This window comes from Candidatus Avelusimicrobium aviculae (genome assembly GCF_949292495.1).
Lineage (GTDB): Bacteria > Elusimicrobiota > Elusimicrobia > Elusimicrobiales > Elusimicrobiaceae > Avelusimicrobium > Avelusimicrobium aviculae.
The window spans coordinates 107,850-131,646 of the sequence record NZ_CASEZB010000003.1 but is presented as its reverse complement, the minus strand read 5'-3'; the positions used below and the strand labels follow the sequence as shown (position 1 = coordinate 131,646).

Sequence of the window (23,797 nt, the reverse complement as noted above, 5' to 3'; positions counted from 1 at the left end):
AGTAGGAAGGAGGAGTTATGAAAAAGATTTGTTTTAAAAGTTTATTGTTGGCGGGTTTTATGGCGGTGGCCGGGGTGTTTGCTTCCGCGGCCGTTTTGGACGCCAAGGAGTTTAAAGCCCAGCAAAAAGCGGTGGCCTCCAAGCTGGAGGTCTTGCGCCAGCGTTTGGATAAATTAGGGGGGGTGGATTTGAGCTTGGCGTTTGTTATGTCCGTTAAGTCCAAAGACGCCTTGGCCGTATCCAGTACCGTACTGGCTTATCAGGACTATGCCCAGAAACGCTCGTTGGGGATTTTAATGGGGGCCGCTATTCAAAACGCGTCTAACCCGGTGGCTATGCAGCAGGTGCGTGACGAAGAATTTAAAAAACTGCTGGCCTCCGCCCCGCAGGAACAGTATGGGGTGGAAAGCACTTTTAAAACCTTGGACGAGTTGGTAAATATGGAGGATGTTTCTTTGGCGCAAGTGATTGGGGCGGCCAAACGTATGAATCCCCAAAGCCGCGCCCAGGCACAGGTTAAAAAAGCGGTAAAACAAGCCGCCAAAGACGCCGGTAAAAAGAAATAAAACGGATCATTTAACATCAAAACGCCCCGTAACCGGGGCGTTTTTTTATAGCAGCGGCAAGAAATATAAGCCCATGCTTAGAAAGAGATAAAGGACATTTTCCACAAAACACCCAGCCAAAGCCACCAACCGGCTAACAGAGAGGCGGTGACAGGCAAAATATCACTTGCTTTAAATTGGTTGGGCACTTCTTTTCCCGTTAAAGCGTTTACGCGGGTCTGGAACCGGGCCACAATTGCGCAAAAAACAGCCAAAGCCGCCAGTTTGTACCAGCTGGGCAATACCACCGCTCCCGCCAAGCTGACCAACCATAGCGTGCAGGAAAACCACGCCGCCCCGGCCGGAGGCTTGCGCATGTATTTGCATGTACGGTTAATAATTCCGGCTAATTGGTAAAAAGTAACAAAACCGAAAAAAGCCCGTATAACAGGCCAACCCTTAAGCGGGGTTTTAGCGGAATTTAAATATCCTTTCGCAATGGCTTTCCATTGTTTATAAAACCAGTATAATACATATACTCCGCCCGTAATAAACAGATAGGCAAACAGTTTACCCGCCCCGCTAAAATAATAAGCGTTGCTGAGCCCTTTTCTTTTCAGTTCTTCTTTGTCTGCTTTGCGTTTGGCTTCGGAGGTATAATCCCAGCGGCGCAAGGTAAAAAAATAAATAGCGTACAAACCGCCAAAAACCAATACAAAATCCATCCATCTTTCCATAGGCTTATTATAGCAATTAAGGGAGGGGTTGTAAGTCGGCAAAAATCAGACGGGAAGAAAAGTCTACTTTTACTTGTAACCCTTGTTGCCCCAAACGCGCCGGCGGAAACCACATAACCGCCGTTTTTTTAGACACGCTCCACATGGCGGGTTCATATTTCCAGTTTTCAAGCGCGGCGTTAAGTGTTCTTTGCTCAAACAATTGGCCCAGTATTTCTTTCATACTGGCGCTTTGGCGGCGGGAATTGATGAGAAACTTATCCGTACTGTACAGCGCGTAGCGGGACGGGCGAAACGTATAGGCCTGCAGGGAAGGGTTTAAGTCTAATTTAAGCTGATAAAAACGCAACGGGTTTTTTAAGTGCGTCAAATAACGTTGCTTAAAAGTTTGCAGCAGAGAGGAGGGATGTTTTTGGGGAATCAGGCCGTTTATTTGGTCCAGCAGGTTTTGCTCCGCTGCGGATGAGGGAGGAACAACCTGTTGGCAAAAACGGATACTTATCAATTCTTGTTCTATTAACGCTTTTAGTCCTTTCTTAATTTTTAAGCGCGTCAAAGTGGGGCTTTGGGCAAAAAATTGTTCTAAAAATTGGGTCCGGAGTTTTTCTTGCTTAGTCGGAAAGAAAGGAAAAGCCCATGAAGAGGAATAAAAAAAGCTTCCTATCAAAAAAAAGATAAGAACTCTTTTAATAGATAATAAAAAATTATTCTTCATTTGATTTTTGCATTATTGGGCCAAATTCCTGCTGGGAAAGCGGAAAATCCCCCACTGCAATTTTTAAAATATTTTCCTGCGGCTTAAATGCAAAATGCAGGGCGTTGGCGTCGTCTTTCGGTAGGAAAGAAATCACCGCCGCGCCGGAGGCAAACTCAACGCTTTGGTACGGCGTAAACGGGCAGGGATTTTGCGGCGTATTGAAAGATAAAAGGATATCTTTCAAAATTTGTATTTCTTCTGAAGAAGCGGTATACAAATCTGCCGGGTGCTGTATGGTTAAAGCGTAATTCTGCAAAGCCGGCACGGAATGTAGGGCGGCGCTTAATTCTTGATAGCGTTTTAAAATGCGGTGTTGGGTTTCTGGGAAAGGATAGGCTTGTTTTACAGTATGCGCAAATTCTTCTTGTATTTGTTTTTGACGCCGCTTATGAAATAACGAGGGGGTAATGCTTCCCTTTGGTTGTAAAACATTGGCCTTAATGGCCTCAATAGTTTGCGCCGCTTTTGTTTTTTGCAGAACAAGGGCACGCCAAGTTTGGGCTTGTGATGCAAGGCAAACAAGCAGCGGTACGGCGGCACAGAAAATGGTTTTGATAACGCGGCGCATAATATAAAATCTCCTACACACAGGATAGAAAAATAATTGTTTTCTTTAAAGGGCTTTTGGGACGGTTGTTGCGCCCACCCGGAAGTTGAATAAATAAACCCCGCGATAAGGCGGGGTTATTTCAGAATAAATATATAATTATTTATGTCCGTATTTGCTGGTGTTTTGCAGGCCATCCATCCACATTTTCAAAAAAGCTTTGGTGCGCTGCGCTTTTTCTTGTGCAATGGCTTCACGCATTTGGTTTAATTGGGTTTGAAGCAAAAACATATGTCTATTGTTGGCGGCGTCAAAAACAATTCCGTCTTTTTCCAACAATTTTCCGGCTTGGCTGAAGGCTTTTAACAATTCTTGGTTGCGTTTTTGCATTCTTTTATAGGAGGAATGCGCCAGCATGCTTTCCGAAAGGCGCATGATGGCAAATTCTTCCGTGCCTTGCAGGTAGGGATGTTGTTTATCCAAAACGTTGGTTGCGGATTCTAAAATGGCTTGGGCGTTTTCCTCTAATATTTTTTCCACGCTTTGATATAAATCCGCAAAGGAATATCCTTGGGGTAAAGTGCGGACGGCTTTGAGCGCTGCGTTTTTAATAGGGGTTAATTCTGCGGAAATGGGCGCAGGCTGTGCAAAAGCGGCGCAGCTGAAAATAAGTAAGCCAAAAACAGCTATGATTTGCTTTTTCATAAAAACTCCTTGTCAAAAGTAATATACTGCATATAAAAAATTTAGTTAATTTTGTTATTTGCCCAAAAGGGCCAAAGGACCTATTTCCGTGTGTTTTTTGGACCTACCCCGTTTTTGGGCCCTGTGAGAGACGCCTTAAAAATACTAAAATATTCATATCCCGCAATATGGTTTTGTTCTAAAACCGTATGGGAAAATTTTTTAGGACTTCAATTATTCATATGAACAATACCCGTCAGGACGTAAGAAACGTGGCCATTATTGCGCACGTAGACCACGGCAAGACCACTATTGTGGATTCTTTGTTAAAATTTGCTGGAGAATTTAACGTAAAAGAAGGCCAGGCGCAGGAAACGGTGCTGGATTCCAACCCGTTGGAGCGTGAGCGCGGCATTACCATTTTAGCCAAATGCACTTCCATTGAATATAAAAATCACACCATTAATATTGTTGACACTCCCGGCCATGCTGATTTCGGCAGTGAAGTGGAACGCGTGCTGCGTATGGTGGACGGCGCCATTTTAATGGTGGACGCGGTGGAAGGCCCCATGCCGCAAACCCGTTTTGTGCTTCGCAAAGCCTTGGCTTTGGGGCTGCGTCCTATTGTGGTAATCAATAAAATGGACCGGGACCACGTCCGCCCCAGTGAAGTGGTGGACGAAGTGTTCAATCTCTTTATGGAACTGGGCGCTACGGACGAGCAGCTGGATTTCCCTATTATTTACGCTTCCGGCCGCGCCGGCTGGGCCAGCTTGAAAATGGAAGAGCCCGGCAAAGACATTGCCCCCGTGTTGGATACCATTTTATCCCATGTACCCGCGCCGGTGGCCATGCCGGACGCTCCCTTACAGATGCAGGTAACCATGCTGGACTATAATAACTTTTTGGGTCATGTGGGCATTGGGCGCATTTTAGCCGGTAAGGTAACCCGCGGGCAAAATGTGGTGCTTATCCACCACGACGGTTCCACCACTCCCGCCAAAGCCGTTAAGATAGAACGTTTTATGGGGCTTGGCAAACAAGATTTGGAAAGCGCCTGCGCCGGGGATATCGTATCCATAGCCGGTTTGGAAGGCGTGGACGTGGGAGACACCATCTGCCAGCCGGACGCGTTAAAACCGCTGCCGCCGTTGGCTATTGACGAGCCCACCATGTCTATGGACTTTATGGTGAACGACAGCCCCTTCGCCGGCAAAGAAGGCAAATTTGTAACCAGCCGCCATTTAAAAAACCGTTTGGAAAAAGAAGCCCAAACCAATGTGGGTTTAAAGGTGGAACAGCTGGAAGGGGAAGGGCGTTTTAAAGTATACGGCCGCGGGGAACTGCACCTGACTATTTTGATTGAAAATATGCGCCGTGAGGGTTTTGAGCTGGCGGTATCCTCGCCCGAGGTTATTTATAAAGAAGAAAACGGGCAGGTGTTGGAGCCTATGGAATACCTTATTTTGGATATACGCAGTGAATTCCAGGGCGCCGTTTTCACCATGCTGGGCACCCGCGCCGCCAAGTTGGAAAATATGGTGGCGGAGGGCGAAGACCGCCTGCGCCTGGAATATTTAATTCCTTCCCGCGCGCTGATTGGTTTTAAAAATGAATTTTTGACCAATACCCGCGGTACGGGCATTATGCACCACAGCTTTAAAGGTTTTTATCCTAAAGTGAACGTGCCTCCGCTGCGCCATAACGGGGTATTGATTGCCAAAGAAGACGGAGAAACCACCCCTTACGCCTTGTTCGCTTTGGAAAACAACGGGGAGCTTTTCTTGGGCCCCAATATAAAAGTATACGCCGGGGAAATTGTAGGCCAAAACTCGCGCGATAATGATTTGGTGGTAAACCCTTGCAAGGCCAAACATTTAAGCAATATGCGCAGCAAAGCAAGCGATGAATCCTACACCCTCACCCCGCCCCGCGTGATGAGCTTAGAACAAGCGGTGGAATATATTGCGCCGGATGAATTGGTGGAAATTACGCCCACCTCTTTACGCTTGCGCAAGAAGATTCTTTCCCACTTGCTTCGCAAACGCAGCGAACGCGCCAGCGAGGAAGAAGAAGCTTAATCCCTGCCAATACGTTTCCATACCGGGCATTCTCTTTGGGGACTGCCCGGTTTTTATTTGGCGAGGGAAAACGCTTAAACGGTGTATAAAAACCCCTGTCTGAGTTGGCGGGGGTTTAAATGTTTACGCCGGAAATTTATGCCGCAATAAATGGCATTAACTGATTAAATCCGCCGTATTGTTTCTGCGTGTGGGCCGCGGAAATATGCCGGCCGAAGGCAAGGGGTTAACCGCGTGTTATTTTGGCGCGCAAACGCCATAAACCCATCCGCCAAGCGGGTAATATGTTTAAAGGCGTAGAAAGGGGGGAAGAAAGTTTATTTACCCCTTTTTGGGAGGAAAAAGTAACGCCGTATACGGGGCGCAGCGCTTCTTCTAATTCTTTAGAGGGAACTCCCCACGGGTAGAAAAAAGCGTTTATGGATAGTTTATGCAATTTTTCCAGCCGGGCTTTGCTTTCGCCGGCCTGCCAGGCCGCTTGCTGTGTGTCCAGTTCACTCAATTTGGTATATGAGAGCCCGTGCGAGGCAAAACTGACCCATTTGCTTTTTTTCAGTTCGGCCAGTTCGCTTTCATTTAGGGTGTTTTGCCAGGCCTCTTGCCGCGGGTCCTGCCAGGCATTGTATTGGCCTATGTGCTCTGCGCATAGGCATACGCAGGCTTTTATTTCCCGCTCTTGCAAAAGGGGAAATACTTCTTTATAAAAGCTTTCCAAACCGTATTTAAAAACCAATAACACCGGTTTTGGGGGAAGCGAAACCCCTTCTTTAAACGCCAGTAAATCTTCCGGCGTAACCGGGGTAAAACCCAGCTTTAATACCCAATCCAGCTTTTTGGCCAGTTTTTGGGGGGATATCCATTCTTTATAAAGGGCCGATCCTTTAGGAGCTTGCCCCACTTTGCCAAAACAAAGCACCGGCAAAAGCGGGGTTTTGTGTTTCCAAAAAGGGAAATACAGCCCGCAAAAAAGCAAACCGCCCGCCAGCGCCAGGCAAACAGACATGATAATGTAAAGCATTATTGGTTATCCCGTGTGTGCAAAAGCCACAGTTTCATGTATTTCACAAAAATGTAAAAGGTGGAAAAAGAGGCCCAAATAAAACCGCGTATTCCGTCTAAAAAACCCAGTTTGAACACGTAGCGGCGCAAAAATTCCAGCGGCAGGATAAACAAAACCGCTATAAAACTGCGTTTTTTACCCTTTTCGTACATGGTTTGGGCGGCTAATGTGGTATATTTGTTAAATTTTTCAAAATAAGTTTCTATGTCATTATAAGAATAATGCATAAAAACATTTTTTAAGCGGCCCGTGCGGCCTTCTACGCACAGCCGTTCATGCACCAGGCCCCCTTCGTAGCGGGCTTTTTGGGCGCGCACCAAACGCAAAATGTGTTCTTTTTTCAGGCCGCCGTGCCGCATGCGTTTGCCTAAGAAACAGTTTACGCGCGTCAGCTCAAAGCCGTCATAATCCGTATTTTGTACGGCTTGGCGGATTTCCTGCGCCAGCTGAGGGGTAAGCACTTCGTCGGCGTCCAAAGAAAGGGCCCAGGTTGTTTTTACTTGGTCCAAGGCAAAGTTTTTTTGCGCGGTAAACCCTTCAAAAGGGTGGGTAAATACGCGCGCTCCAAACTGCTGGGCGATGGCGGCGGTATCATCGGTAGAATCGTCCACCAATACAATTTCGTCCACCAGCTCTTTGGCACTGGCAAGACATTTGGCTATTTTATCGGCTTCGTTGCGTGCGATGATAAACAAAGTGATTTGCGTCGTCATAAATTTTATTTTATCATTTAGCCCGCTTAAAAGAAATAGCCTAAAAAGGGAAACCCCCCTGGCAGGGTTTGGGACCAGAGGGGTTTGGGGGATTAAATGAAAATTTATTCTCTTTCTATATTATTAAAATATAACTTTTGTTCGTTTTTCAACAGGGCCATTGGACCCAAAATCAAAAATATTTTGTGCCTAGAAGCTTTTGGGCCTTTTGTTGTATAATTTGTTAGGACCTAATAAAAGGGGGAAAATATGAAAAAAACCATTTTGCTGTTTGCCGTTTGTTTGTGTGCGGCGGCGTGCCAAACGCTGCCTACCTCTTCGGAATATTTAGCCCGGGGGGACGGTTATTTTAAAGACGGAAAAATAGAACAGGCTCTGAAAGCCTATGATAAAGCCTTGGCTTTAAACCCGGACCGTACCGATATTTACGCTTCCCGCGGCGCGGCTTATTTCTTCAAAGGCGATTATGTTTCCGCACAAAATGACTTTTTAACCGTGGTGGAGAAAAACCCCTATCAGGCGGACGCTTACACGGCGCTGGGTTCTGCCCTGGCCGCTTTGGGCGATTATGACAACGCGTTAAAAATGTTTAGCATTTCTTTAAATTTAAACCCTTCCAAGCCGGAAACGTTTTTTTCCCGCGGCGGCGTGTTTTTTATGCAGGAAGAATATGATAAAGCCATTGCCGATTATACGTCCGTCATTTTGTTAGCTCCCGCCGCAGAAGTGTACAACGCCCGCGGCGCGGCTTATTTAAAGAAAGGGGACACTGCCAAAGCGGAAGATGATTTTAATGTGGCAAAAGGGGGCCGCTTCCCGGAAAAATTAAACGAATATTCTATGATAGACTAAATTTTTCGTCGGGAATTAAATTTTCTTGCGCAGTTAATCTTGGTTTTGGTATAATATTTTTGTCAGATTTAAGTCACCGTAGCTCAGCTGGTTAGAGCGAGCGTTTCATAAGCGCTAGGTCGGTGGTTCGAGCCCACCCGGTGACATTTTTTACCCTTCGCTTTGGCGAAGGGTTTTTTATATGTAAAAACCAGTGCAAAAAATAAAAAAATGTATTATAGTATATATAGTACGGAGAAACTGTTATGAAAAAACTTTCTGTCCTTTTTTTATTGTTAGCCGCTGGTTTGCCGCTGTGCGCTCAGTCTACCTGTGAAACGCGGGTGGACCGTAATTTGGATAAAACAACCATGCAAAAAGTGCATTATTGTTTATATCCGGAAGAAGAGCCCAGCACGGAGCCGGAATCCCAGGTAATTTATTTTGCGGCCTATGATTCCCGCGCGCCGCGTCCTTCTCAAAAACCCAGAATCCCCATGGAGATTGTCCAGCCGGAAGGGGCTGTATATCACGAAGAAGCCCTTTCTAAAAACAGAGAATACTGGGAAGCCAAACATTACCCGCTTTTTACCAATGATATCCCGTCTTCTGAAGATGAGCGGGAAGTAAACTGCGCCGTGATGGAGCTGTTCCCCGGTTCCACCTTTGTTCCGCCGCCCACGGCAACGCGTATTATTATGTATCGTAACGGGCGGGACGGGGCTTATAACGGCCCGGTCACTGTATTGTACGGCGGGAAAGAAGTGGCCTTGCGTGATAATGGAGACGGCACTTTTTCTATCCCGGGTACGGAAGACGAAGACGGGAAACCGTTAACGGGGTATTTCGCTTACGACCCTACCGGCGCGGAAAATAAAGAAAACGAAGTGTATTATAAACCGTCGGTCAGTTTAAGCACGACAAGAGGAAACCCCTATTTTAAATCCAAATAAAGGAGCGGCGCCCGCCTGGGCTGTGAGAAATTTTTTATGCAAAAAATTGTAGCTTATTTAAAAAAGCCGTTTGAAGCCAAAGGCATGGTCATTGGCGTGGTGGACACCTGTTTAAAAGCGGTTACGGTGTTTGTTTGGGGATATTTGACGGTGGTGTTGTGTTCCCTGTTTTTTAATTCGTTATTGATTGATTATAACCCGTTAAATAAACTGTGGTGGTTTTCTTACTGCTTTTTTATTTTCTTTGGGGCTACGTTACTGGCGTATATCTTGTTGTTTGTGCGCACGTACGACGAAGAGGACGAATAAACCCCACTCTGCTTTTATTCACCGGCGCGAGCTAACGGCTTTGCGCCGTTTTTATTATCAGCCTATGAAGAAACATACCCTCAATACACCCCGTCTTTATTTGCGCGGGTTTATGCCGCAAGACGCCGGGGATTTGCTGGCTTATTTAGCCTGTCCGCGTTCCAATTGTTTTTTGGATGAAAAACTATCTTCTTTAGAGGCAGCCAAGCAAAGCATCGCCCAGCGCAGCCAAGACCCGCTGCAATTAGCCCTGGTTCTTAAAGAAGAGCAAACCGTTATAGGCCATGTGTTTGCCCGGAAAGAAAGCCCGGATACGTATAGCGTAGGGTGGTGCCTGAATGCCCGTTATGAAGGAAAAGGATATGCGTTTGAGGCGGCTTGTGCGTATTTGTCTTTCTTGTTTTTTTCTCAGAACGCGCGGCGGGTGTACGCTTATGTGCAGGAAGGAAATACTCGTTCCCAAAAACTGTGTGAGAAGTTAGGCTTTCGCCGGGAAGGTTTGTTTAAGGAGTTTATTTCTTTCATAACATCGCCGGACGGTTCCCCTGTATACGAAAACACGTTGCAATACGCCATTTTGAAAAAAGAGTGGGAAAAAATCCACAATATGGAAATTGCCCAAGCGGAGTAACTTAGACCAAACAAAACGGCTTAATCAGTTTATTTGCTGCAAAATGCGGCGGGCTTCTGTCCGGTCTTTTTTTAATTGGCTTACTAAGGCGTCTAATCCGTTAAATTTGGTTTCGTCGCGCAGTTTTTCATAAAAGTATACGGTGATTTCTTTCCCGTAAATATCTTGGTTAAAATCAAAGATATGCACTTCCACCAGCGGAATGGAGGACTGTATGGTATTTACCGTGGGGCGAAAGCCTATATTGCAAAAACCTTGATATACTTTTCCTTCCGCCAGTACCTTCACCGCAAACACGCCCAAAGGCAGTATTTTGTATATTCCCGTATCCAAATTGGCGGTGGGAAAGCCCAGCGTGCGCCCCAATTTGTTTCCTACAATCACGGTGCCGGTTACTTCATACGGGCGGCCTAAAAACGCGTTTGCTTGGGTGATATCCCCGGCAGCCAGCGTCTTGCGGATTAAAGAGGAAGATATTTTTTGTTCCCGGCAGGACAGAAAATCCAGCACTTCAAAGGGCAAATCCCGCTTCAAACATTCCGTGCGCAAAAAATCGGCCGAGCCTTGGCGGTCCTTGCCAAAGGCAAAATCTTTGCCTATTAAAAGACCTCCCATTTGATAGCGGGTTAATAATTCGTTAAAGAAATCAGCCGGGGACTGATTGTGTATTTTGTCAAAATCCAACGCGATGGTTTTTGCCGCGCTGGCTTTTTGCAGAAGTAATTTTTTTTCCTGCGGGGTGGTAAGTATAGTCATTTCCGGGTGAGGGGCCAGCAAGGTTTTGGGCGGAAGGGGGAAATACAACACCAACGGCTGCTGCAATGCGTGGGCCGCCAGTACGTTCAAACGGTTAAACAAAAACTGGTGGCCGGCGTGCACCCCGTCAAAGGTTCCTATGGTAATAAAATGTTTAGTTTTCATGGGCTTGCGGCTCCGGCCGGTTCTGCGGGACGGGAATAAAACGGGAGTAGATGGTGCCCGGCGTACTGTCTTTTATTAAGGCCCCGTCAAAGGCGTCTTTCACGTCCAAGTCCCCTATGCGGGTTCGTCTCAGCGCGCAAATATGTCCCGTGGTGCCTAATTTTTGGGCCAACATCCACCCCATAGAACGTACATAAGTGCCGCAGGAACAGGTAAGCGTAAAGGCAATTTGGTTGTTGGGGAGCAGTTTGATATTGCTCCACTGCAAAATACGCACGGTGTTATAGCGGCGTTCTATTTCGTGCCCGTTGCGGGCTAGGTCGTACATGCGTTCCCCGCCGATTTTTTTAGCGCTGAAAAAGGGGATAGGCTGCTCCACCTCGCCGGTTAGGGTTTGGGTGGCTTGTTGAACGTCCTGCAGGGTAAATGGGGGGATGGGAGCGGTTTGGGTTTCCTCTCCGTATGCGTCCCAGGTATCCGTTTCCCGTCCCAGCTCAAGGACGGCGTCATACGTTTTGGTTTGTTTTAAAAAATAGTCTTGCTGTTTGGTGGCGTCTCTTCCCACCAAAAGCAACAATAAACCGGAAGCCATAGGATCCAACGTGCCGCTGTGTCCTATCTTTTTAACGTGCAAAGCTTTGCGCGTTAAGATAATAATATCATGGGACGCGTAATCTTTGGGTTTATCTACCAAAAACAGCCCGCTGATAAGCGGTTTACCGAATTTTTTTGACGACATTTTTCACTACTTCGGCCAGTTCTCCGGTAACGTCTTCCAGCGCTTTGCCGGTTACTTTAAAGCCGGAGGCGCGGGCATGGCCCCCGCCGCCAAATTTTTGGGCTATTTGGCTTACGTCTACCGCGTTGCGCGCGCGCAGGTTTACGGAAACTTTATCATCTTCTTCTTTAATAAGGGCGGAAACTTCCACCCCGGGTATCATGGTGGGCTGGCTGACTATCCCCTGTGTTTGGGCCGGGGTGGCGCCCAAAGCCTCAAAATCGCGCTTAGTGAGCACAATTTGGCTGTATTTGTTGTCAAAACGCAGTTCCATTTTTTCTAAAGCGCGGCCCAAGAGTTTTAAGTCTATGTAGGGCTTGGTAAAGTAAATGACTTGGTTGATTTGCGCGATATCCGCCCCCAAAGCCACCAAGGCGGACGCCACGCGCAGCGCCTCCGCGCTGGTGTTGCTGTGCAGAAAGCGGCCGGTGTCCGTTTCCAGCCCGGTATAGAGGCAGGTGGCCTCGTCCGGCGTGGGGAGAAGGGCGTCCTCACTGTCTTCAAAAAGTTGGAAAATAATTTCTGCCGTAGAGCTGGCGGAAGAATCTATATAATTAATATGACCGTATTCATCGCTGATTAAATGGTGGTCTATATTAATAATGGTTTTTGCGTTTTTAAGTACGTTTTCCAAGTCTCCGCCGCGGGTGCGGTCGGAACATTCCAGCAAAATCACGGTGTCAAATTTGGGGTTTGCCGGCAGTTTGTTTACGTGTATGTTTTGCAAACCGGGCAGAAATTGCAAATCATTGCCAATGGCGGGGGTGGCGTAGGCGTAAGACTTTTTACCCAAGCGGCTGAGCAAAGAAACCATGGTTAATGTGCAGCCCAGGGAGTCCCCGTCCGGGTTTTGATGCCCGGCAATAAAAAAACTTTTGCCGTTTTTTAAGGCTTGCCAAATAGAGGCAAAGATGGTTTCTCTAGTTTTCTGCTTCATGTTTTTCCTTCTCTATAATTTGGAAAATAGATTCCACCCGGGAGGCTTGCTCCGGGGTGTTGTCGTATTCAAAGCTAAAAGAAGGAATGCGTTTTAAATGCAGGCGGTGGCGGAGCAATGCCCCAATTTCTTTGCGCAGCAAAGATAACGCTTCCTGGGTTTTCTTTTTATCTTCCGGGCTGCCAAATACGGAAAAATACACTTTGGCGGAAGATAAATCTTTAGATACATGCACCGAGGTAATCGTCACAAAACCGCCCAATTCCCCGTCGGCGGACATTTTGGTTACATGGGTGTTTATTTCTTCTAAAAAAAGGGTTTCCAAGCGTTTTATTCTGTCTATCATAAACATATTATACCATTTTGAAAGCTGGGTTTTTTTTGTAATAAAAGCTTGTTTTTTATAATAAACTAAAGTATATTATTTATAGAAGGTTTTGGGCCTGCCTAAAAACCTTCCGCTTGAGGATGCGGCATGCATGATTTTATAATAGGAGAGTATTTATGAACAAGAAAGGTTTTACCTTAATTGAGTTGCTGGTGGTGGTGCTGATCATTGGTATTTTGGCCAGTGTGGCGTTGCCCCAGTATACCAAAGCGGTGGAAAAATCCCGCTCTACGGAGGCTATTTCTTTGCTGAGCAATTTGGCGAAAGCGCAGGAAATATATGCCTTAGCCACCAATTCATACACCAATGATATGAACGCATTGGATATCCAAATGCCTAATATCACGGGAACAGGGGTGGTAAGCTCTATGCAGACCAACTCTTTTACCATTACCATTCGCAACGCGAACGGGGCGGATGTTTTTCAGGCCACGGCTACGCGCGGCGGCTCTTCCAATGCGGGTTCCGCTAATTATAACTACACCATTGTGGCGCGTATGGCGCGTGGGCAGTCTTTGCAGATGTGGTGCCAACCTGGTACGGTTACCACTGTAGCTGCCTCGGCCCCGGCCTTAACCGGTACTTCTGAATCTGTCAGAATGTGCAAGAGTATTGCCAATGGTAATGCCAACGGCTCTATTATGGAGTAAGTTTTTACGGATAAAAAACCCCGCCTGATGGCGGGGTTTTTTTATGTCTATGCGGTGAGGCGCAGTGTAGGCAAGAACAAAAACACCACCCCAATTTGGGGCGGTGTTTTTTGTTAGTTTAAATGCTTGGTTTAGTTTTGCCCGGGGGCTTTTTTGGTGTCTCCCATTTTGGCTAAATGCATATCTACATCCAAAGAATACACCAAACAGCCTTTGGGTTGTTCTTTTAGCAGGGGAAGCAGTTCCCTGTCCATAAAACCGTTTATTTTATCGGCTTCGTCTACCATTTCCATTACCACCGGGTATTTTTCCACCAGTTCAAAATAACGGGTGTTGCGTAAAACGCTGCTGGGGCCATAGCCCAGCATGGCGCGGCTGGCGGTAACGCCGGCTAAGCCAAAATCTTTGGCTTTTTTGGCGATGATTTCATACAGCAGTACATGGTTTATACGGTCCGTACTGCTTAAATATACTTTTAAAAGCTTCATTTTTTTGCTTTCCATGTTAAGGCCCCCTGGGGAAGTGTCCCTTTTTGTATTATAACAGAAATTATTTTTGTTTGGGTAAGGAAGGGAAAAATTTCAAAGAAAACAAAAAACCCCGGCTTTTCCGCCGGGGTTTTGAATGTTTTGTTTTTACATTTTTATACGTCTTGTAATATTATCTTTGCGGAAACATTCTATGGTGTCTCCTTCCAAAACGCCTTTAAAGCCGGCTACCAAAATACCGCATTCGTAGCCTTTTTCCACTTCTTTTACATCGTCTTTAAAGCGTTTTAAGCCTTCAATGCGCCCGCGGCCCACTTCTTCGGCTCCGCGTTTAATGCGCACTTCATAACCGCGTACCATTTTACCGCTGTCCACCAAAGAACCGGAAATCAAGCCGGAGCTTAACTTCATTACTTTTTTAATGGTGGCGGAGCCGATTAAGGTTTCCACCACGTCTGGTTCCAGCAAGCCTTCCATAGCGGCTTTGATGTCTTCCAGCAGTTCAAAGATAATGGTGTAGAGGCGTATTTCTATGCCTTCGTGTTCGGCTTCCGCCTGGGCTTTGTTTTCAACGTCCACATGGAAACCGATTACCACCGCGTTGCTGGCTTTGGCAAGCAGAATGTCAGACTCGTTAATATTTCCGGGGGCGGAAAGGATAATATCCAGTTCCACCTCGTCGGACGGAATACGCAACAGGGCATCTTTAATGGCTTCAATGGAGCCTTGCACGTCAGCTTTCAGGATGATTTGCAGTTTTTTCACGCTGTTTCCGTCCCCGTCTTTGCGCAAGTTCATTAAAGAAACCTGTTTGCGGTGGGCTTGAGAATCTTCTTTCTGCGCCAGCTTGCGTTTTTCTGCCGCGTAGCGGGCTTCTTTTTCGCTTTCCATGATGTAGAGCGTATCGCCCACCTGCGGGGGTTCCCCGTTGATGCCTAAAATTTCCGCCGGCACGCTGGGGCCTATTTTTTGGTAGCGCTGGGAATTTTCGTCAATCAGCGCGCGTATGCGCCCATAGCTGGTGCCCACGATAAACGGGTCGCCCACTTTCATGGTGCCTTTTTGCACCAATACGGTGGCTACCACGCCGCGTTTATTATCGCGCTTGGATTCCAAAATAACGCCTACGCCCAGGCGGTCCGGGTTGGCTTTTAATTCCATAATTTCCGCTTGGAGGGAAATCATTTCCAAGAGTTTATCAATATTGATTTTTTTCTTGGCGGAGATTTCTACAAAAATGGTATTGCCCTGCCATTCTTCCGGCACTAAACCGCGGGAAGCCAAGTCTTGCTTTACGCGGTCCGGGTTGGCACCGGGGAGATCTATTTTATTAATAGCCACAATAATGGGGGCTCCGGCGGCTTTGGCGTGCTCCATGGCTTCTATGGTCTGGGGCATAATGCCGTCCGTGGCGGAAACCACTAATACCACAATATCCGTAGCTTGCGCCCCGCGTGCGCGCATGGCGGTGAAAGCCTCGTGCCCGGGGGTGTCTAAAAACGTAAGGGAACCGCGGGGGGTTTTTACCCGGTACGCGCCGATATGTTGGGTAATGGCGCCGGCCTCTCCTTCCGCAACGTGGGAGCTGCGTATCGCGTCCAACAGGCTGGTTTTGCCGTGGTCCACGTGCCCCATAATGGTAATTACCGGGCTGCGGGGTTTTAAAGAGGCAGGGTCGTCCTGCTGTTCCATGATGTGCAGGGTTTCCTGGTCCAAATCTTCTTCCGCCATATCGGCTTCAAAACCGCATTCGCTTAAGATAAGCTCAATCATGTCTTTTTCAAGACGCTGGTTGATGGTGGCGAACACGCCCAGGCCCATTAATTTTTTGATGAAATCATTAATTTTGAAATTCATCTTTTCGGCCAGTTCTTTCACCGTGGGGGTGCCCACGATGCGGATTTTTTTGGAATCCTTTACCGGGGCCGCTTCCTGCTGGGGTTTTACATGGCCGTGGCGGTCCAAATGGGCCGGCTGAGCCTGCGGCTGCGCGGGACGCGGCGCGGGTTGCTGAGCCGGTGCCGGTTTGGGAGCCGGCTGTGGTTGGGCTTGTTGCACAGCGGGGCGCGGTTCCGCGGCCGGTTTAGGGGCTTGGGGCGCGTTTTGCTGCGGGGCAGGCGGAACGACGGGTTCCGGCTGCGGCGCGGGCTTAGCGGGCTGCGGGGCCGGTTGTTCCACGGGTTGTTTTTCAACCGGTTTAACTTCTTGCTGTACCGGTTGGGCCGCTTCCGGCGCTTTAGCGGGAAGCGGCTCTTTTTTGTGCGCCGCGCGGGTGGAAGCTTTTTTGGTTGTTTTGGGCTTCTCCTGCGTTGTTTTTTTAGCCGTGGTTTTGCGCGCGGCCGGTTTTTTGGCGGTTTTCGGTTTATCTTCCGCCGGTTTTTTTGCGGCTGTTTTTTTGGCGGCCGGTTTTTTTGCTGCCGCTTTTTTAGCCGGGGAGGTTTTTTCGTCTTCCGCCTTAGTTGGCTTCTTCGCTGTGGTCATCCGTTACCTCCTCTTGGGGTTCTTGGGCCCCTTGCTGGGCGGCTAAATATTTTTTTGCCCCTTCAATAATTTTAGCGGCGGTCTTTTCACCCACGCCTTGCAACGTGGCCAAGTGTTCCGGCTCTACGGAAGCGATTTTTTCTACCGTGGTGAAACCCGCTTTTTGCAGCACTTCAGCCATTTTCGGGCCGATGCCTTCCACATCCGCCAGGGCGGATTGGATTTGCTCGCTGGCTTCTTTGCCTTCTTGGGCTTTCTGGGATTCGCTCTTGACTTCCAAATTCCAGCCGGTCAATTTGCTGGCCAGTTTAATGTTTTGCCAGTCTTTGCCGATGGCAATAGCCAGTTGGTCATCGGGCACGATGATGGTGGCTTTTTTGTCGCTCAAGCTGTCAATTTTTACATAGTTGGCTTTAGCCGGGGAAATGGCGTTCATCAGCACGGTGGAAACATCGGCGGAATAATTGATTAAATCAATGCGTTCGCCGGAAAGTTCGTTCATTACCGCGCGGATGCGTATGCCGCGCATGCCCACGCACGTGCCGATAGGGTCAATTTTGTGGTCAATGCTGGAAACCAGCACCTTGGCGCGGAAGCCAGGGTCTCTTTGAATATTTTTGATTTCCACAATGCCTTCATTAATTTCCGGCACTTCCACTTTAAACAGTTCTTCCATAAACTGCGGGCTGGTGCGGGATAAAATGATGTACGGCCCGCGCTGGCCTTTATCCATTTTAAAAGCGGCGGATTTATAGCGGGAAAGCACCGGGTCGTCCCCCACGTTGGCCAGGTCCGTCTGGCTGAGCACTTTGGCGATAATGGCTTTTACGCGGGAACCGTTTACATAACGTTCTTTTTTAATTTGTTCGCAATACGGCAGTATGGCTTCCACTTTGCCCAGGTCTACAATAATATCCCGGTCGGAAAAGCGGCGTACGGAACCGGTAATCACTTCGCCTTCGCGGGGTTTGTATTCTTTGTAGAAATTTTCGCGCTCAATGCCGCGTACTTTTTGAATTAACACCTGCTTGGCGATTTGCGCCGCAATGCGGGAGAAGTCTTCCACGTCCAGCGTGTTGGTTACGATATCGCCCGCTTTAGGGTGTTTGATATAAGCTTTGGCTTGTTCCAAATCAATTTCCGTTTCCGGGTTGGTTACGGTTTCCACCACGTTTAAGGTTTGAAAAGCTTTGATGGAGCCGGCTTCGGTATCAATTTTGGCGCTTATCTGCGCGGTTTTGCCCAAGTTTTTGCGCAAGGCGGAAACCAGGGCGTCCTCAATCGTTTTTAAAATGTCTTCGCGTTTGATGTTTTTTTCTCTTTCCAGGCCTTCTAATGCCATGACTAAATCTTTTGCTTCCATTGTGTTTTGTTCTCCTTAATTATTAAATTAACGCGGCCGTGTAATGCGGCCGCTTGGGTTAAAATTCAAGTACCGGGTCCAGCGTGGCTTTTTTGATGTTGTCATACTCAAAACGATAATTATTGGTGCCGTCCGCCAGTACAAAGCCGTTATCATCCGCCTGGGCGATAATGCCCGTAAAAAAGCCCAAGCCGTTTAACGGGGTTTTTAAAATTACTTTTACTCGTTCGTTTACAAAACGCTGGTAATGCTGGGGTTTTTTTAATACGCGGTGCACGCCGGGGGAAGATACTTCCAGCACGTAGGCGCCGTCTATTAAATTTTCCATTTCCAAAATAGCGTCTATTTTGTCGGTCAGTTCGCCGCAGTCGTCCAGCGTTACGCCGCCGGCTTTGTCTACAAAGAACTGAAGCACTTTTTTATGGCCCTGGGTTTGAATGACTAAATCCACCAGTTCCACGTTTAGCTGCTCAAGGGCTTTGCTTACGGTTTCTTCTATGGTTTTAGGGTCTCTCATCATAAAACATATCCTTAGGGGGTAAAATAAATTTCCCTATTAAGTAAAGAGCGACTTGTTGCCAAGTCGCTCCTTTCAGAACAATTCTATCTTAACATTATGGGGGGCCTCTGTCAACCCCGGGCGGCTGTTAAGAAAACCACTTAACACCCACCACGCCTATTACAATGAGCGCCAGCCCCGCCACACGGCCCGGGTTTTTGCCCTCGCCAAATACAAGCATATTAATTAATACCGCCCCCGCCGTACCGGCGCCAATCCACACCGCGTAGGCCGCACTGACGGGTAAAAACTGAAATGCCCAGTACAGCAGTATAAAAGAGGCCGCAAACCCGCCGCAAAAACCCATTAAACGGGGCAGCGTTTTGCGCTGGCTAAATTTTTTAAGGCCAATTACACCGGCTATTTCTGCCGCGGCCGCCGCAAATACTAAAAGCCACATCATAATGCACCTCCCGGCGTTTGGGGCCTGTCCGACAGTTTTAAAATAATTACGCCCGCTATCAGCACCGCAATAAAAACCAGCTGAAGCGGCTGGAACGCCTCTTTAAACAGCAGCCAATCCATCAGAGCCGTCCCGGCTGAGCCCACCGCCGCAAACACGGCATATACGGTTCCGGTGGGCAGGCCCTGGCATGCTTTGGTAAGGAAATAAAAATCCGTTACAATTACCAATACTACCAGTGCCCAGTGCCAAAACTTGCTTGCGCTGTTAAAACCATAGACCCACAATAACTCAAACAAACAAGTAAGGGCAACAAATATCCAAGGATTCACTTTCTTCATAAAACACCTCTGGCAGTTAGTCCATAGGCACCCCCAAAGCGCGTTCAATAAACAAACAGGTTTCTTTTTTTTGAGTAGCAATCTCTTCTTCGTCTACTTGGTTAAACAGGTAAACTTGTTCGGCTGCTTCTTCTATACAGCCGATTAATATGCGGGCCGTCATTTCCGGCCGGGTACCCACGGCCAGCTGGCGGATGTTTTGATTTAAAAAGTTTTTTATCCACTCGTAAATGGGTGTGTATAACGCTTCCCACCTGGTAATATGCTGGCTTTGGGTTAAACCGGTATATAAGAAGGCCAATATATCCCGGTATTTGCCAACGGCATTAAAAACGGCCTCTACGATTTGGTTTAGCTGCTGCCGGAGGGGGGCCTGCGGGTTTACGGTGCGTTTTATTTCTTTTTCCATTTTTGCCACCATATCCTGCGCAATGGCCGGCATAACGGCCAGTTTGGAAGGAAAATATAAATAAAACGTGCCCTGAGCCACCCCGGCTTCTTTTACAATGTCTGAAACTTTTGTTTTTTCTAAACCTTGCTTTTTAAACACCGCCATAGCGGCGTGAACCAATTTTGTTTTGGTATCCATTGAACCTCTTTGCTGTAAAAAAGGTGAATATGACTGACTGTCAGTCATATTCTACCTGTAAAAATGGCCTTTGTCAAGGGGGATGCAAAGAACCCTTGTTTACCCCAAAAAAGCTATAATAAAACCATGACATTTTTACCAAGCCGCACACCCGCTGTTTTGCGCCCCGCCCAAGAAGGGGAAGAAAAAACCGCTTTTAATATAATAGAAGCGCGGGTAACGTGGCTTGAGCAAAAAGGCATTAGCCAATGGCCTCGGGGGCATTATTTATCCGTATTTAACCAGGCCTATTTTAAAAAAGCCCAGGAAAAGGGGGAGCTGTGGCTGCTTGAGCAAAACGGACGCGCCGCGGCCTGTGCCGTACTGCTGGAGCAGGACGAGCGTTGGGGGCAGGACAATACCCCTGCCTGGTACGTGCACAATTTAGCTTCTTGGCCCCATTGCCCGGGGGCCGGGGCCCAGCTTTTGACACTGGCCGAGCAGGAAGCCGCCCGCCGCGGCAAACGCTACTTGCGGCTAGACTGCCTAACCGGTGCCCGCAAATTAAATGCCTATTACCGCACCAAAGGCTACCTTTTTTGCGGGTATTGGAAACAGCCGGAATATAAAGGCAACTTGCGCCAAAAATTATTACTGCCGGAGAAGGACGATGCGTCTATTTAAAATTGTTTTTGTGATTGTTAGTTTTCTGCTGCCACCCTGTCTTTTTGCCCAACAATACACCGTGGTAAACGGGCAAAAAGAGTTTGCCGATTTGGCGGACTGGGGCGCCTATCACGGGGGGGAGTTCTCTTTTGGCATGGGGGTTACCTCAAGCCCCAATTCTCCGGACGGTGGGGGCAACTATACCAAAAACGGCGCGGTGGTTGGCGGCACGTGGCTGGTAACGATGACGCCGCATATCTCCAGCGGGTTTGATTATACCTACGCGGGCTTTCGCACGCCGGCCCCGGTGCAAAATGTGCGTTATACGCTGGAGGCGCAGGAAGTTTTTGCCGCCTTTAAATTGAAATGGGACATAGCGCCCCGCTTCCGTTTATACTTGCCGGTAGGGTTGGGAGCTGCCTATTTGAGCCTTACCCAGCGTAAAGACGGCATGGAGTTAAAACGCGGCAAATGGGCTTTTGCCGCCTATGCGGGTGCCGGGGCGGAAGTGGATATTACGCCTACGGTGTTTGCGGGGGTGGAGTATCGCTACGTACGGCCCTTTATCCAAACCGGTGATTTGGACCCGCTGGCCGGTTCTTCCCGCTATTTTCAGATGCATCACTTTTTCCTTCGTTTAGGAAAACGCTTCTCTTAAACGTCTAATCCTTTTTTCCCCTTGCTAAAGCTTGATTAAAAGGTTTATGCTTAAAATGTAGTGCAAATATATTAGAAAAGGGGAATTACATGAAAAAAACAGTTGTATTTTTCCTGTTTGTATTAGGGGTTTGCCCGGCTTTTGCCCAAAAGGCGGCCGCCAGCGCCGCTGTGCAAAAGGCAAACGCACAGGTGGAAGCGGTGGTGCGTTCTATGGATACCACCGTTACCACTACTTCTTATGAAGTAACGGATAAAAATAAACGCGGTACCACCAGCTATGGTGACGTTACCCAAACCGTAGACGGGCAGGTAGACGCCAGCGTGGCGTATGCTTCTTACGATCCAAGCCGCTCTTCTTTAGCCAATGATTTGCCGTGGGAAGTTTCCTACGCGTATGGGGCTTCTTATTCTCCCAATGAAGTAAAAGGCGGTAAAAATTACGCCAAAACGGGCCAAGGCGCCGGGGTGAATATGTTGTGGAAAGCCACCCCGCATATGGCTGTTGGGTTGGATTACATGTTCTTAAACCCGGACGGGCGGGAGTATGCCAGCGAAGGGGTAAACTTCCACCAATTCCGCGCGCATAATATTGCGCTGGCTGGAAAATACACCGTAAACGCTTGGGATAATTTACGCTTGTACATTCCGTTTGGCGCGGGCATGATGAACGCCCGTTTAAAAACCGACGCCGGTACCGAAAGTACCAGCCAAGACAAATGGGGCGCTTCCCTTTATGCCGGGTTAGGCGTGCAGTATGATTTCTGCCCTTATTTGTTTGCCGGGTTGGAATACCGCTATGTGTACGCTTTTATCAGCGATAAACATCTTTCCAACTTTGCCAAAGACGACAACTTGCAGTTCCACGATGTATTTTTTAGGGTAGGTATGCGGTTTTAACCTACGCCCTTAGGCATGCAGTACCCCCGGGTAACAACCAACCCGGGGTTTTATTGGTATAAAAAATACCCCGGCCTGTTGTTGGGCACGGGGTTTTTTGTATCAGCAAGCGTTTAGATTATTTTTTTATCATTTCGGCCAGTTTCTCCGCGGCTTGCGCCAAGTCCCAGCGGGTTGCTTCTTTGTCGGTGCGTTTTTTGTATTCGCATTGGCCGTCTTTTACGGTGCGGCTGCTTACCACCAGGCGGTGGGGAATGCCGATAAGGTCCGCGTCTTTAAATTTAATGCCGGCGCGTTCGTCCCGGTCGTCCATTAAGACGGATATGCCTTTGGCTTCCAACGCGGCGGAAATTTCGTCCGCGTGTTTTTTAACGTCCGGGTTGGAGTCATAATCAATGGCTATCAGGCACACGTCAAACGGGGCGATGGGTTCCGGCCAGATAATGCCGTTATCGTCGTGGGATTGTTCAATGGCGGCAGCCACCACACGGCTTACACCAATGCCGTAACAACCCATAATCATCGGCTGGGCTTTTTGGTTTTCGTCCAAATAGGTGGCGCCCATAGCGTCGGAATATTTGGTGCCCAGTTTAAATACGTGGCCCACTTCTATCCCGCGTGTAAACTGGAAGGGTTTGCCGCAGCGGGGGCACAAATCACCGGCGGAGGCAATTTTTAAATCAGCGTATACGTCTACCTGAATATCGCGCAGGGGGGTAACGTTTAAGGTGTGTACGTCTTTTTCGTTCCCGCCGGATACGCCGTTTACTATGCCTTTTACGTAATTATCGGCGTAAATCATAATTTCCGGGTGTTTTTCTTTGAGCCCCTGCGCCCCGGCGAAACCCACAAAAGAGCCTGTGACTTGGGTGTAGGTTTCTTCGTCCGCTTTTACCAGTTCCGTGCATTTAAGCAGGGAACGGAATTTAGGCTCGTTTAGTTCATGGTCCCCGCGCACCAAGGCCACCACGGGTTTTCCGTCCGCCATAAACAGTAAGAGCTTAATCAGCTTGCTGGTGGGTACGTGCAGCATATTGGCCACATCCTCAATGGTGTAGGCCTTGGGGGTGGGCACGTTTTGCATGGGTTTTAAATCGGCCTCGTTTAAGGGGGCGAATTCAGGGCATTTTACTTCGGCTTTTTCCGTATTGGCGGCATAACCGCAGGAACAATCGGCAATGGCGTCTTCGCCGTTATCGGCCAGCACCATAAACTCGTGCGAAAAATTCCCGCCGATGGCGCCGGTGTCCGCTTCCACCGCTTTAAATTTAAACCCGCAGCGGGTAAATACGCGCTGGTAAGCGTCATACATGCGTTGGTACCAGTCGGAAGCGTCCGCGTCCGTGGCGCAGAAAGAATAGGCGTCTTTCATATAAAATTCCCGGGCGCGCATCACGCCAAAACGGGGGCGTATTTCGTCGCGGAATTTAGTGCCAAACTGATACAGGCATTTGGGCAGCTGTTTGTAAGAAGAAATGTCTTTTCTTACTAAATCGGTAATTACTTCTTCGGCGGTGGGGGCTACGCAGAATTCTCCGCCTTTGCGGTCTTTAATTTTTAATAACTGGTCCCCAAAGTGGGCCCAGCGGCCGGTTTCTTCCCACAGTTCTTTGGGCTGGATAACGGGCAGCCACAATTCGCACGCGCCGGCGCGGTCCATCTCTTCGCGTATGATTTGCTCCACCTTTTTAAGCACTTTCATGCCCAGCGGCAGCCATTCATACAGCCCGCTGGCCAGCTTGCGGATAAGCCCCGCGCGTATCATGAGCTTGGCGGAAAGATTGTCCGCGTCTTTTGGCGCTTCTTTTAAAGTGGGAATGTAATAATTTGAGAGTTTCATTTTGTTTTT

General features: G+C 48.2%; 28 protein-coding genes and 1 tRNA gene. 11 read left to right on the top strand and 18 right to left on the bottom strand.

Annotation, left to right across the window (positions count from 1 at the left end):
- Nucleotides 1-17 precede the first annotated feature (17 nt).
- Entirely contained in the window at nt 18-566 is a 549-nt protein-coding gene (locus ACQY33_RS01045; protein ID WP_428073297.1) for a hypothetical protein, read from the top strand.
- A gap of 77 nt (nt 567-643) precedes the next feature.
- On the opposite strand, the gene ACQY33_RS01040 is transcribed toward ACQY33_RS01045, so the two are convergent.
- The 4 genes from ACQY33_RS01040 to ACQY33_RS01025 form a co-directional block, all read right to left on the bottom strand.
- On the bottom strand, nt 644-1,282 hold the full coding sequence (locus ACQY33_RS01040) for a hypothetical protein (RefSeq protein ID WP_428073296.1): 639 nt from the start codon (nt 1,280-1,282) through the stop codon (nt 644-646).
- Between the two features lie 16 nt (nt 1,283-1,298).
- Complete coding sequence (locus ACQY33_RS01035; RefSeq protein WP_428073295.1) at nt 1,299-1,838, bottom strand: hypothetical protein; 540 nt, start codon at nt 1,836-1,838, stop codon at nt 1,299-1,301.
- Nucleotides 1,839-1,986: 148 nt separating this feature from the next.
- Nucleotides 1,987-2,607, bottom strand: coding sequence for a hypothetical protein (locus ACQY33_RS01030; protein ID WP_428073294.1), 621 nt, complete (start codon nt 2,605-2,607; stop codon nt 1,987-1,989).
- Nucleotides 2,608-2,745: 138 nt separating this feature from the next.
- The gene (locus ACQY33_RS01025; protein WP_428073293.1) at nt 2,746-3,291 is read right to left on the bottom strand and encodes a hypothetical protein; all 546 of its coding nucleotides are present in this window, start codon (nt 3,289-3,291) and stop codon (nt 2,746-2,748) included.
- 221 nt (nt 3,292-3,512) lie between these two features.
- Between ACQY33_RS01025 and typA the strand changes: the two genes are divergently transcribed.
- Nucleotides 3,513-5,351 (top strand): translational GTPase TypA, encoded by a 1,839-nt coding sequence (gene typA / locus ACQY33_RS01020; protein WP_428073292.1) that lies wholly within the window; start codon nt 3,513-3,515, stop codon nt 5,349-5,351.
- Nucleotides 5,352-5,577: 226 nt separating this feature from the next.
- Here the strand turns inward: typA and ACQY33_RS01015 are convergent, their stop codons facing one another.
- Both ACQY33_RS01015 and ACQY33_RS01010 read right to left on the bottom strand, forming a co-directional pair.
- A complete protein-coding gene (locus ACQY33_RS01015) occupies nt 5,578-6,369 on the bottom strand; it encodes a polysaccharide deacetylase family protein (RefSeq protein ID WP_428073291.1) in 792 nt (263 codons plus the stop codon).
- On the bottom strand, nt 6,369-7,124 hold the full coding sequence (locus ACQY33_RS01010) for a glycosyltransferase family 2 protein (RefSeq protein ID WP_428073290.1): 756 nt from the start codon (nt 7,122-7,124) through the stop codon (nt 6,369-6,371). The genes ACQY33_RS01015 and ACQY33_RS01010 overlap by 1 nt, the downstream gene beginning before the upstream one ends.
- 249 nt (nt 7,125-7,373) lie before the next feature.
- Here ACQY33_RS01010 and ACQY33_RS01005 point away from each other — a divergent pair, with 249 nt between their 5' ends.
- The 5 genes from ACQY33_RS01005 to ACQY33_RS00985 all read left to right on the top strand — a co-directional run bounded on the left by ACQY33_RS01005 (nt 7,374) and on the right by ACQY33_RS00985 (nt 9,848).
- A complete protein-coding gene (locus ACQY33_RS01005; RefSeq protein WP_428073289.1) occupies nt 7,374-7,976 on the top strand; it encodes a tetratricopeptide repeat protein in 603 nt (200 codons plus the stop codon).
- Between the two features lie 72 nt (nt 7,977-8,048).
- Nucleotides 8,049-8,122, top strand: a tRNA-Met gene (locus ACQY33_RS01000).
- A 99-nt stretch (nt 8,123-8,221) separates the two neighbouring features.
- On the top strand, nt 8,222-8,908 hold the full coding sequence (locus ACQY33_RS00995; protein WP_428073288.1) for a hypothetical protein: 687 nt from the start codon (nt 8,222-8,224) through the stop codon (nt 8,906-8,908).
- A 36-nt stretch (nt 8,909-8,944) separates the two neighbouring features.
- On the top strand, nt 8,945-9,217 hold the full coding sequence (locus ACQY33_RS00990) for a hypothetical protein (RefSeq protein ID WP_428073287.1): 273 nt from the start codon (nt 8,945-8,947) through the stop codon (nt 9,215-9,217).
- A 64-nt stretch (nt 9,218-9,281) separates the two neighbouring features.
- Entirely contained in the window at nt 9,282-9,848 is a 567-nt protein-coding gene (locus tag ACQY33_RS00985) for a GNAT family N-acetyltransferase (RefSeq protein WP_428073286.1), read from the top strand.
- Between the two features lie 24 nt (nt 9,849-9,872).
- Here ACQY33_RS00985 and ribF read toward each other — a convergent pair whose 3' ends face one another.
- From ribF to rbfA, 4 genes are read right to left on the bottom strand one after another with little or no spacing between them, the layout of a single operon-like run.
- A complete protein-coding gene (ribF, locus tag ACQY33_RS00980) occupies nt 9,873-10,769 on the bottom strand; it encodes a riboflavin biosynthesis protein RibF (RefSeq protein ID WP_428073285.1) in 897 nt (298 codons plus the stop codon).
- Nucleotides 10,759-11,508, bottom strand: a complete 750-nt coding sequence (truB, locus tag ACQY33_RS00975; RefSeq protein ID WP_428073284.1) for a tRNA pseudouridine(55) synthase TruB — start codon at nt 11,506-11,508, stop codon at nt 10,759-10,761. The genes ribF and truB overlap by 11 nt, the downstream gene beginning before the upstream one ends.
- Nucleotides 11,486-12,484, bottom strand: a complete 999-nt coding sequence (locus tag ACQY33_RS00970) for a DHH family phosphoesterase (RefSeq protein ID WP_428073283.1) — start codon at nt 12,482-12,484, stop codon at nt 11,486-11,488. Before ACQY33_RS00970 ends, truB begins: the two co-directional genes overlap by 23 nt.
- Nucleotides 12,468-12,830 (bottom strand): 30S ribosome-binding factor RbfA, encoded by a 363-nt coding sequence (rbfA, locus tag ACQY33_RS00965; protein WP_428073282.1) that lies wholly within the window; start codon nt 12,828-12,830, stop codon nt 12,468-12,470. Before rbfA ends, ACQY33_RS00970 begins: the two co-directional genes overlap by 17 nt.
- 158 nt (nt 12,831-12,988) lie before the next feature.
- On the opposite strand from rbfA, the gene ACQY33_RS00960 reads away from it, so the two are divergent.
- Complete coding sequence (locus ACQY33_RS00960) at nt 12,989-13,522, top strand: type IV pilin protein (protein WP_428073281.1); 534 nt, start codon at nt 12,989-12,991, stop codon at nt 13,520-13,522.
- Between the two features lie 131 nt (nt 13,523-13,653).
- Here the strand turns inward: ACQY33_RS00960 and ACQY33_RS00955 are convergent, their stop codons facing one another.
- The 7 genes from ACQY33_RS00955 to ACQY33_RS00925 all read right to left on the bottom strand — a co-directional run bounded on the left by ACQY33_RS00955 (nt 13,654) and on the right by ACQY33_RS00925 (nt 19,746).
- The gene (locus tag ACQY33_RS00955; RefSeq protein ID WP_428073280.1) at nt 13,654-14,025 is read right to left on the bottom strand and encodes a DUF190 domain-containing protein; all 372 of its coding nucleotides are present in this window, start codon (nt 14,023-14,025) and stop codon (nt 13,654-13,656) included.
- Between the two features lie 132 nt (nt 14,026-14,157).
- The gene (gene infB, locus ACQY33_RS00950; protein WP_428073279.1) at nt 14,158-16,491 is read right to left on the bottom strand and encodes a translation initiation factor IF-2; all 2,334 of its coding nucleotides are present in this window, start codon (nt 16,489-16,491) and stop codon (nt 14,158-14,160) included.
- Nucleotides 16,466-17,854 (bottom strand): transcription termination/antitermination protein NusA, encoded by a 1,389-nt coding sequence (nusA, locus tag ACQY33_RS00945; protein WP_428073278.1) that lies wholly within the window; start codon nt 17,852-17,854, stop codon nt 16,466-16,468. The genes infB and nusA overlap by 26 nt, the downstream gene beginning before the upstream one ends.
- 58 nt (nt 17,855-17,912) lie before the next feature.
- Nucleotides 17,913-18,374: a ribosome maturation factor RimP gene (gene rimP, locus ACQY33_RS00940; protein ID WP_428073277.1), complete on the bottom strand. Its 462-nt coding sequence runs from the start codon at nt 18,372-18,374 to the stop codon at nt 17,913-17,915.
- A 127-nt stretch (nt 18,375-18,501) separates the two neighbouring features.
- Nucleotides 18,502-18,816, bottom strand: coding sequence for a DMT family transporter (locus ACQY33_RS00935; protein WP_428073276.1), 315 nt, complete (start codon nt 18,814-18,816; stop codon nt 18,502-18,504).
- Nucleotides 18,813-19,157, bottom strand: coding sequence for a DMT family transporter (locus ACQY33_RS00930; RefSeq protein WP_428073275.1), 345 nt, complete (start codon nt 19,155-19,157; stop codon nt 18,813-18,815). Before ACQY33_RS00930 ends, ACQY33_RS00935 begins: the two co-directional genes overlap by 4 nt.
- A gap of 16 nt (nt 19,158-19,173) precedes the next feature.
- Nucleotides 19,174-19,746 (bottom strand): TetR family transcriptional regulator, encoded by a 573-nt coding sequence (locus ACQY33_RS00925; protein WP_428073274.1) that lies wholly within the window; start codon nt 19,744-19,746, stop codon nt 19,174-19,176.
- A 126-nt stretch (nt 19,747-19,872) separates the two neighbouring features.
- On the opposite strand from ACQY33_RS00925, the gene ACQY33_RS00920 reads away from it, so the two are divergent.
- The 3 genes from ACQY33_RS00920 (at nt 19,873) to ACQY33_RS00910 (ending at nt 21,948) form a co-directional block, all read left to right on the top strand.
- Nucleotides 19,873-20,409 carry a GNAT family N-acetyltransferase gene (locus tag ACQY33_RS00920; RefSeq protein WP_428073273.1) on the top strand — a complete coding sequence of 179 codons (537 nt, stop codon included), beginning with the start codon at nt 19,873-19,875 and terminating at the stop codon, nt 20,407-20,409.
- A complete protein-coding gene (locus tag ACQY33_RS00915; protein WP_428073272.1) occupies nt 20,396-21,049 on the top strand; it encodes an outer membrane protein in 654 nt (217 codons plus the stop codon). Before ACQY33_RS00920 ends, ACQY33_RS00915 begins: the two co-directional genes overlap by 14 nt.
- A gap of 89 nt (nt 21,050-21,138) precedes the next feature.
- Nucleotides 21,139-21,948, top strand: a complete 810-nt coding sequence (locus ACQY33_RS00910; protein WP_428073271.1) for an outer membrane protein — start codon at nt 21,139-21,141, stop codon at nt 21,946-21,948.
- Between the two features lie 118 nt (nt 21,949-22,066).
- On the opposite strand, the gene ACQY33_RS00905 is transcribed toward ACQY33_RS00910, so the two are convergent.
- Complete coding sequence (locus tag ACQY33_RS00905; RefSeq protein ID WP_428073270.1) at nt 22,067-23,788, bottom strand: proline--tRNA ligase; 1,722 nt, start codon at nt 23,786-23,788, stop codon at nt 22,067-22,069.
- Nucleotides 23,789-23,797 lie beyond the last annotated feature (9 nt).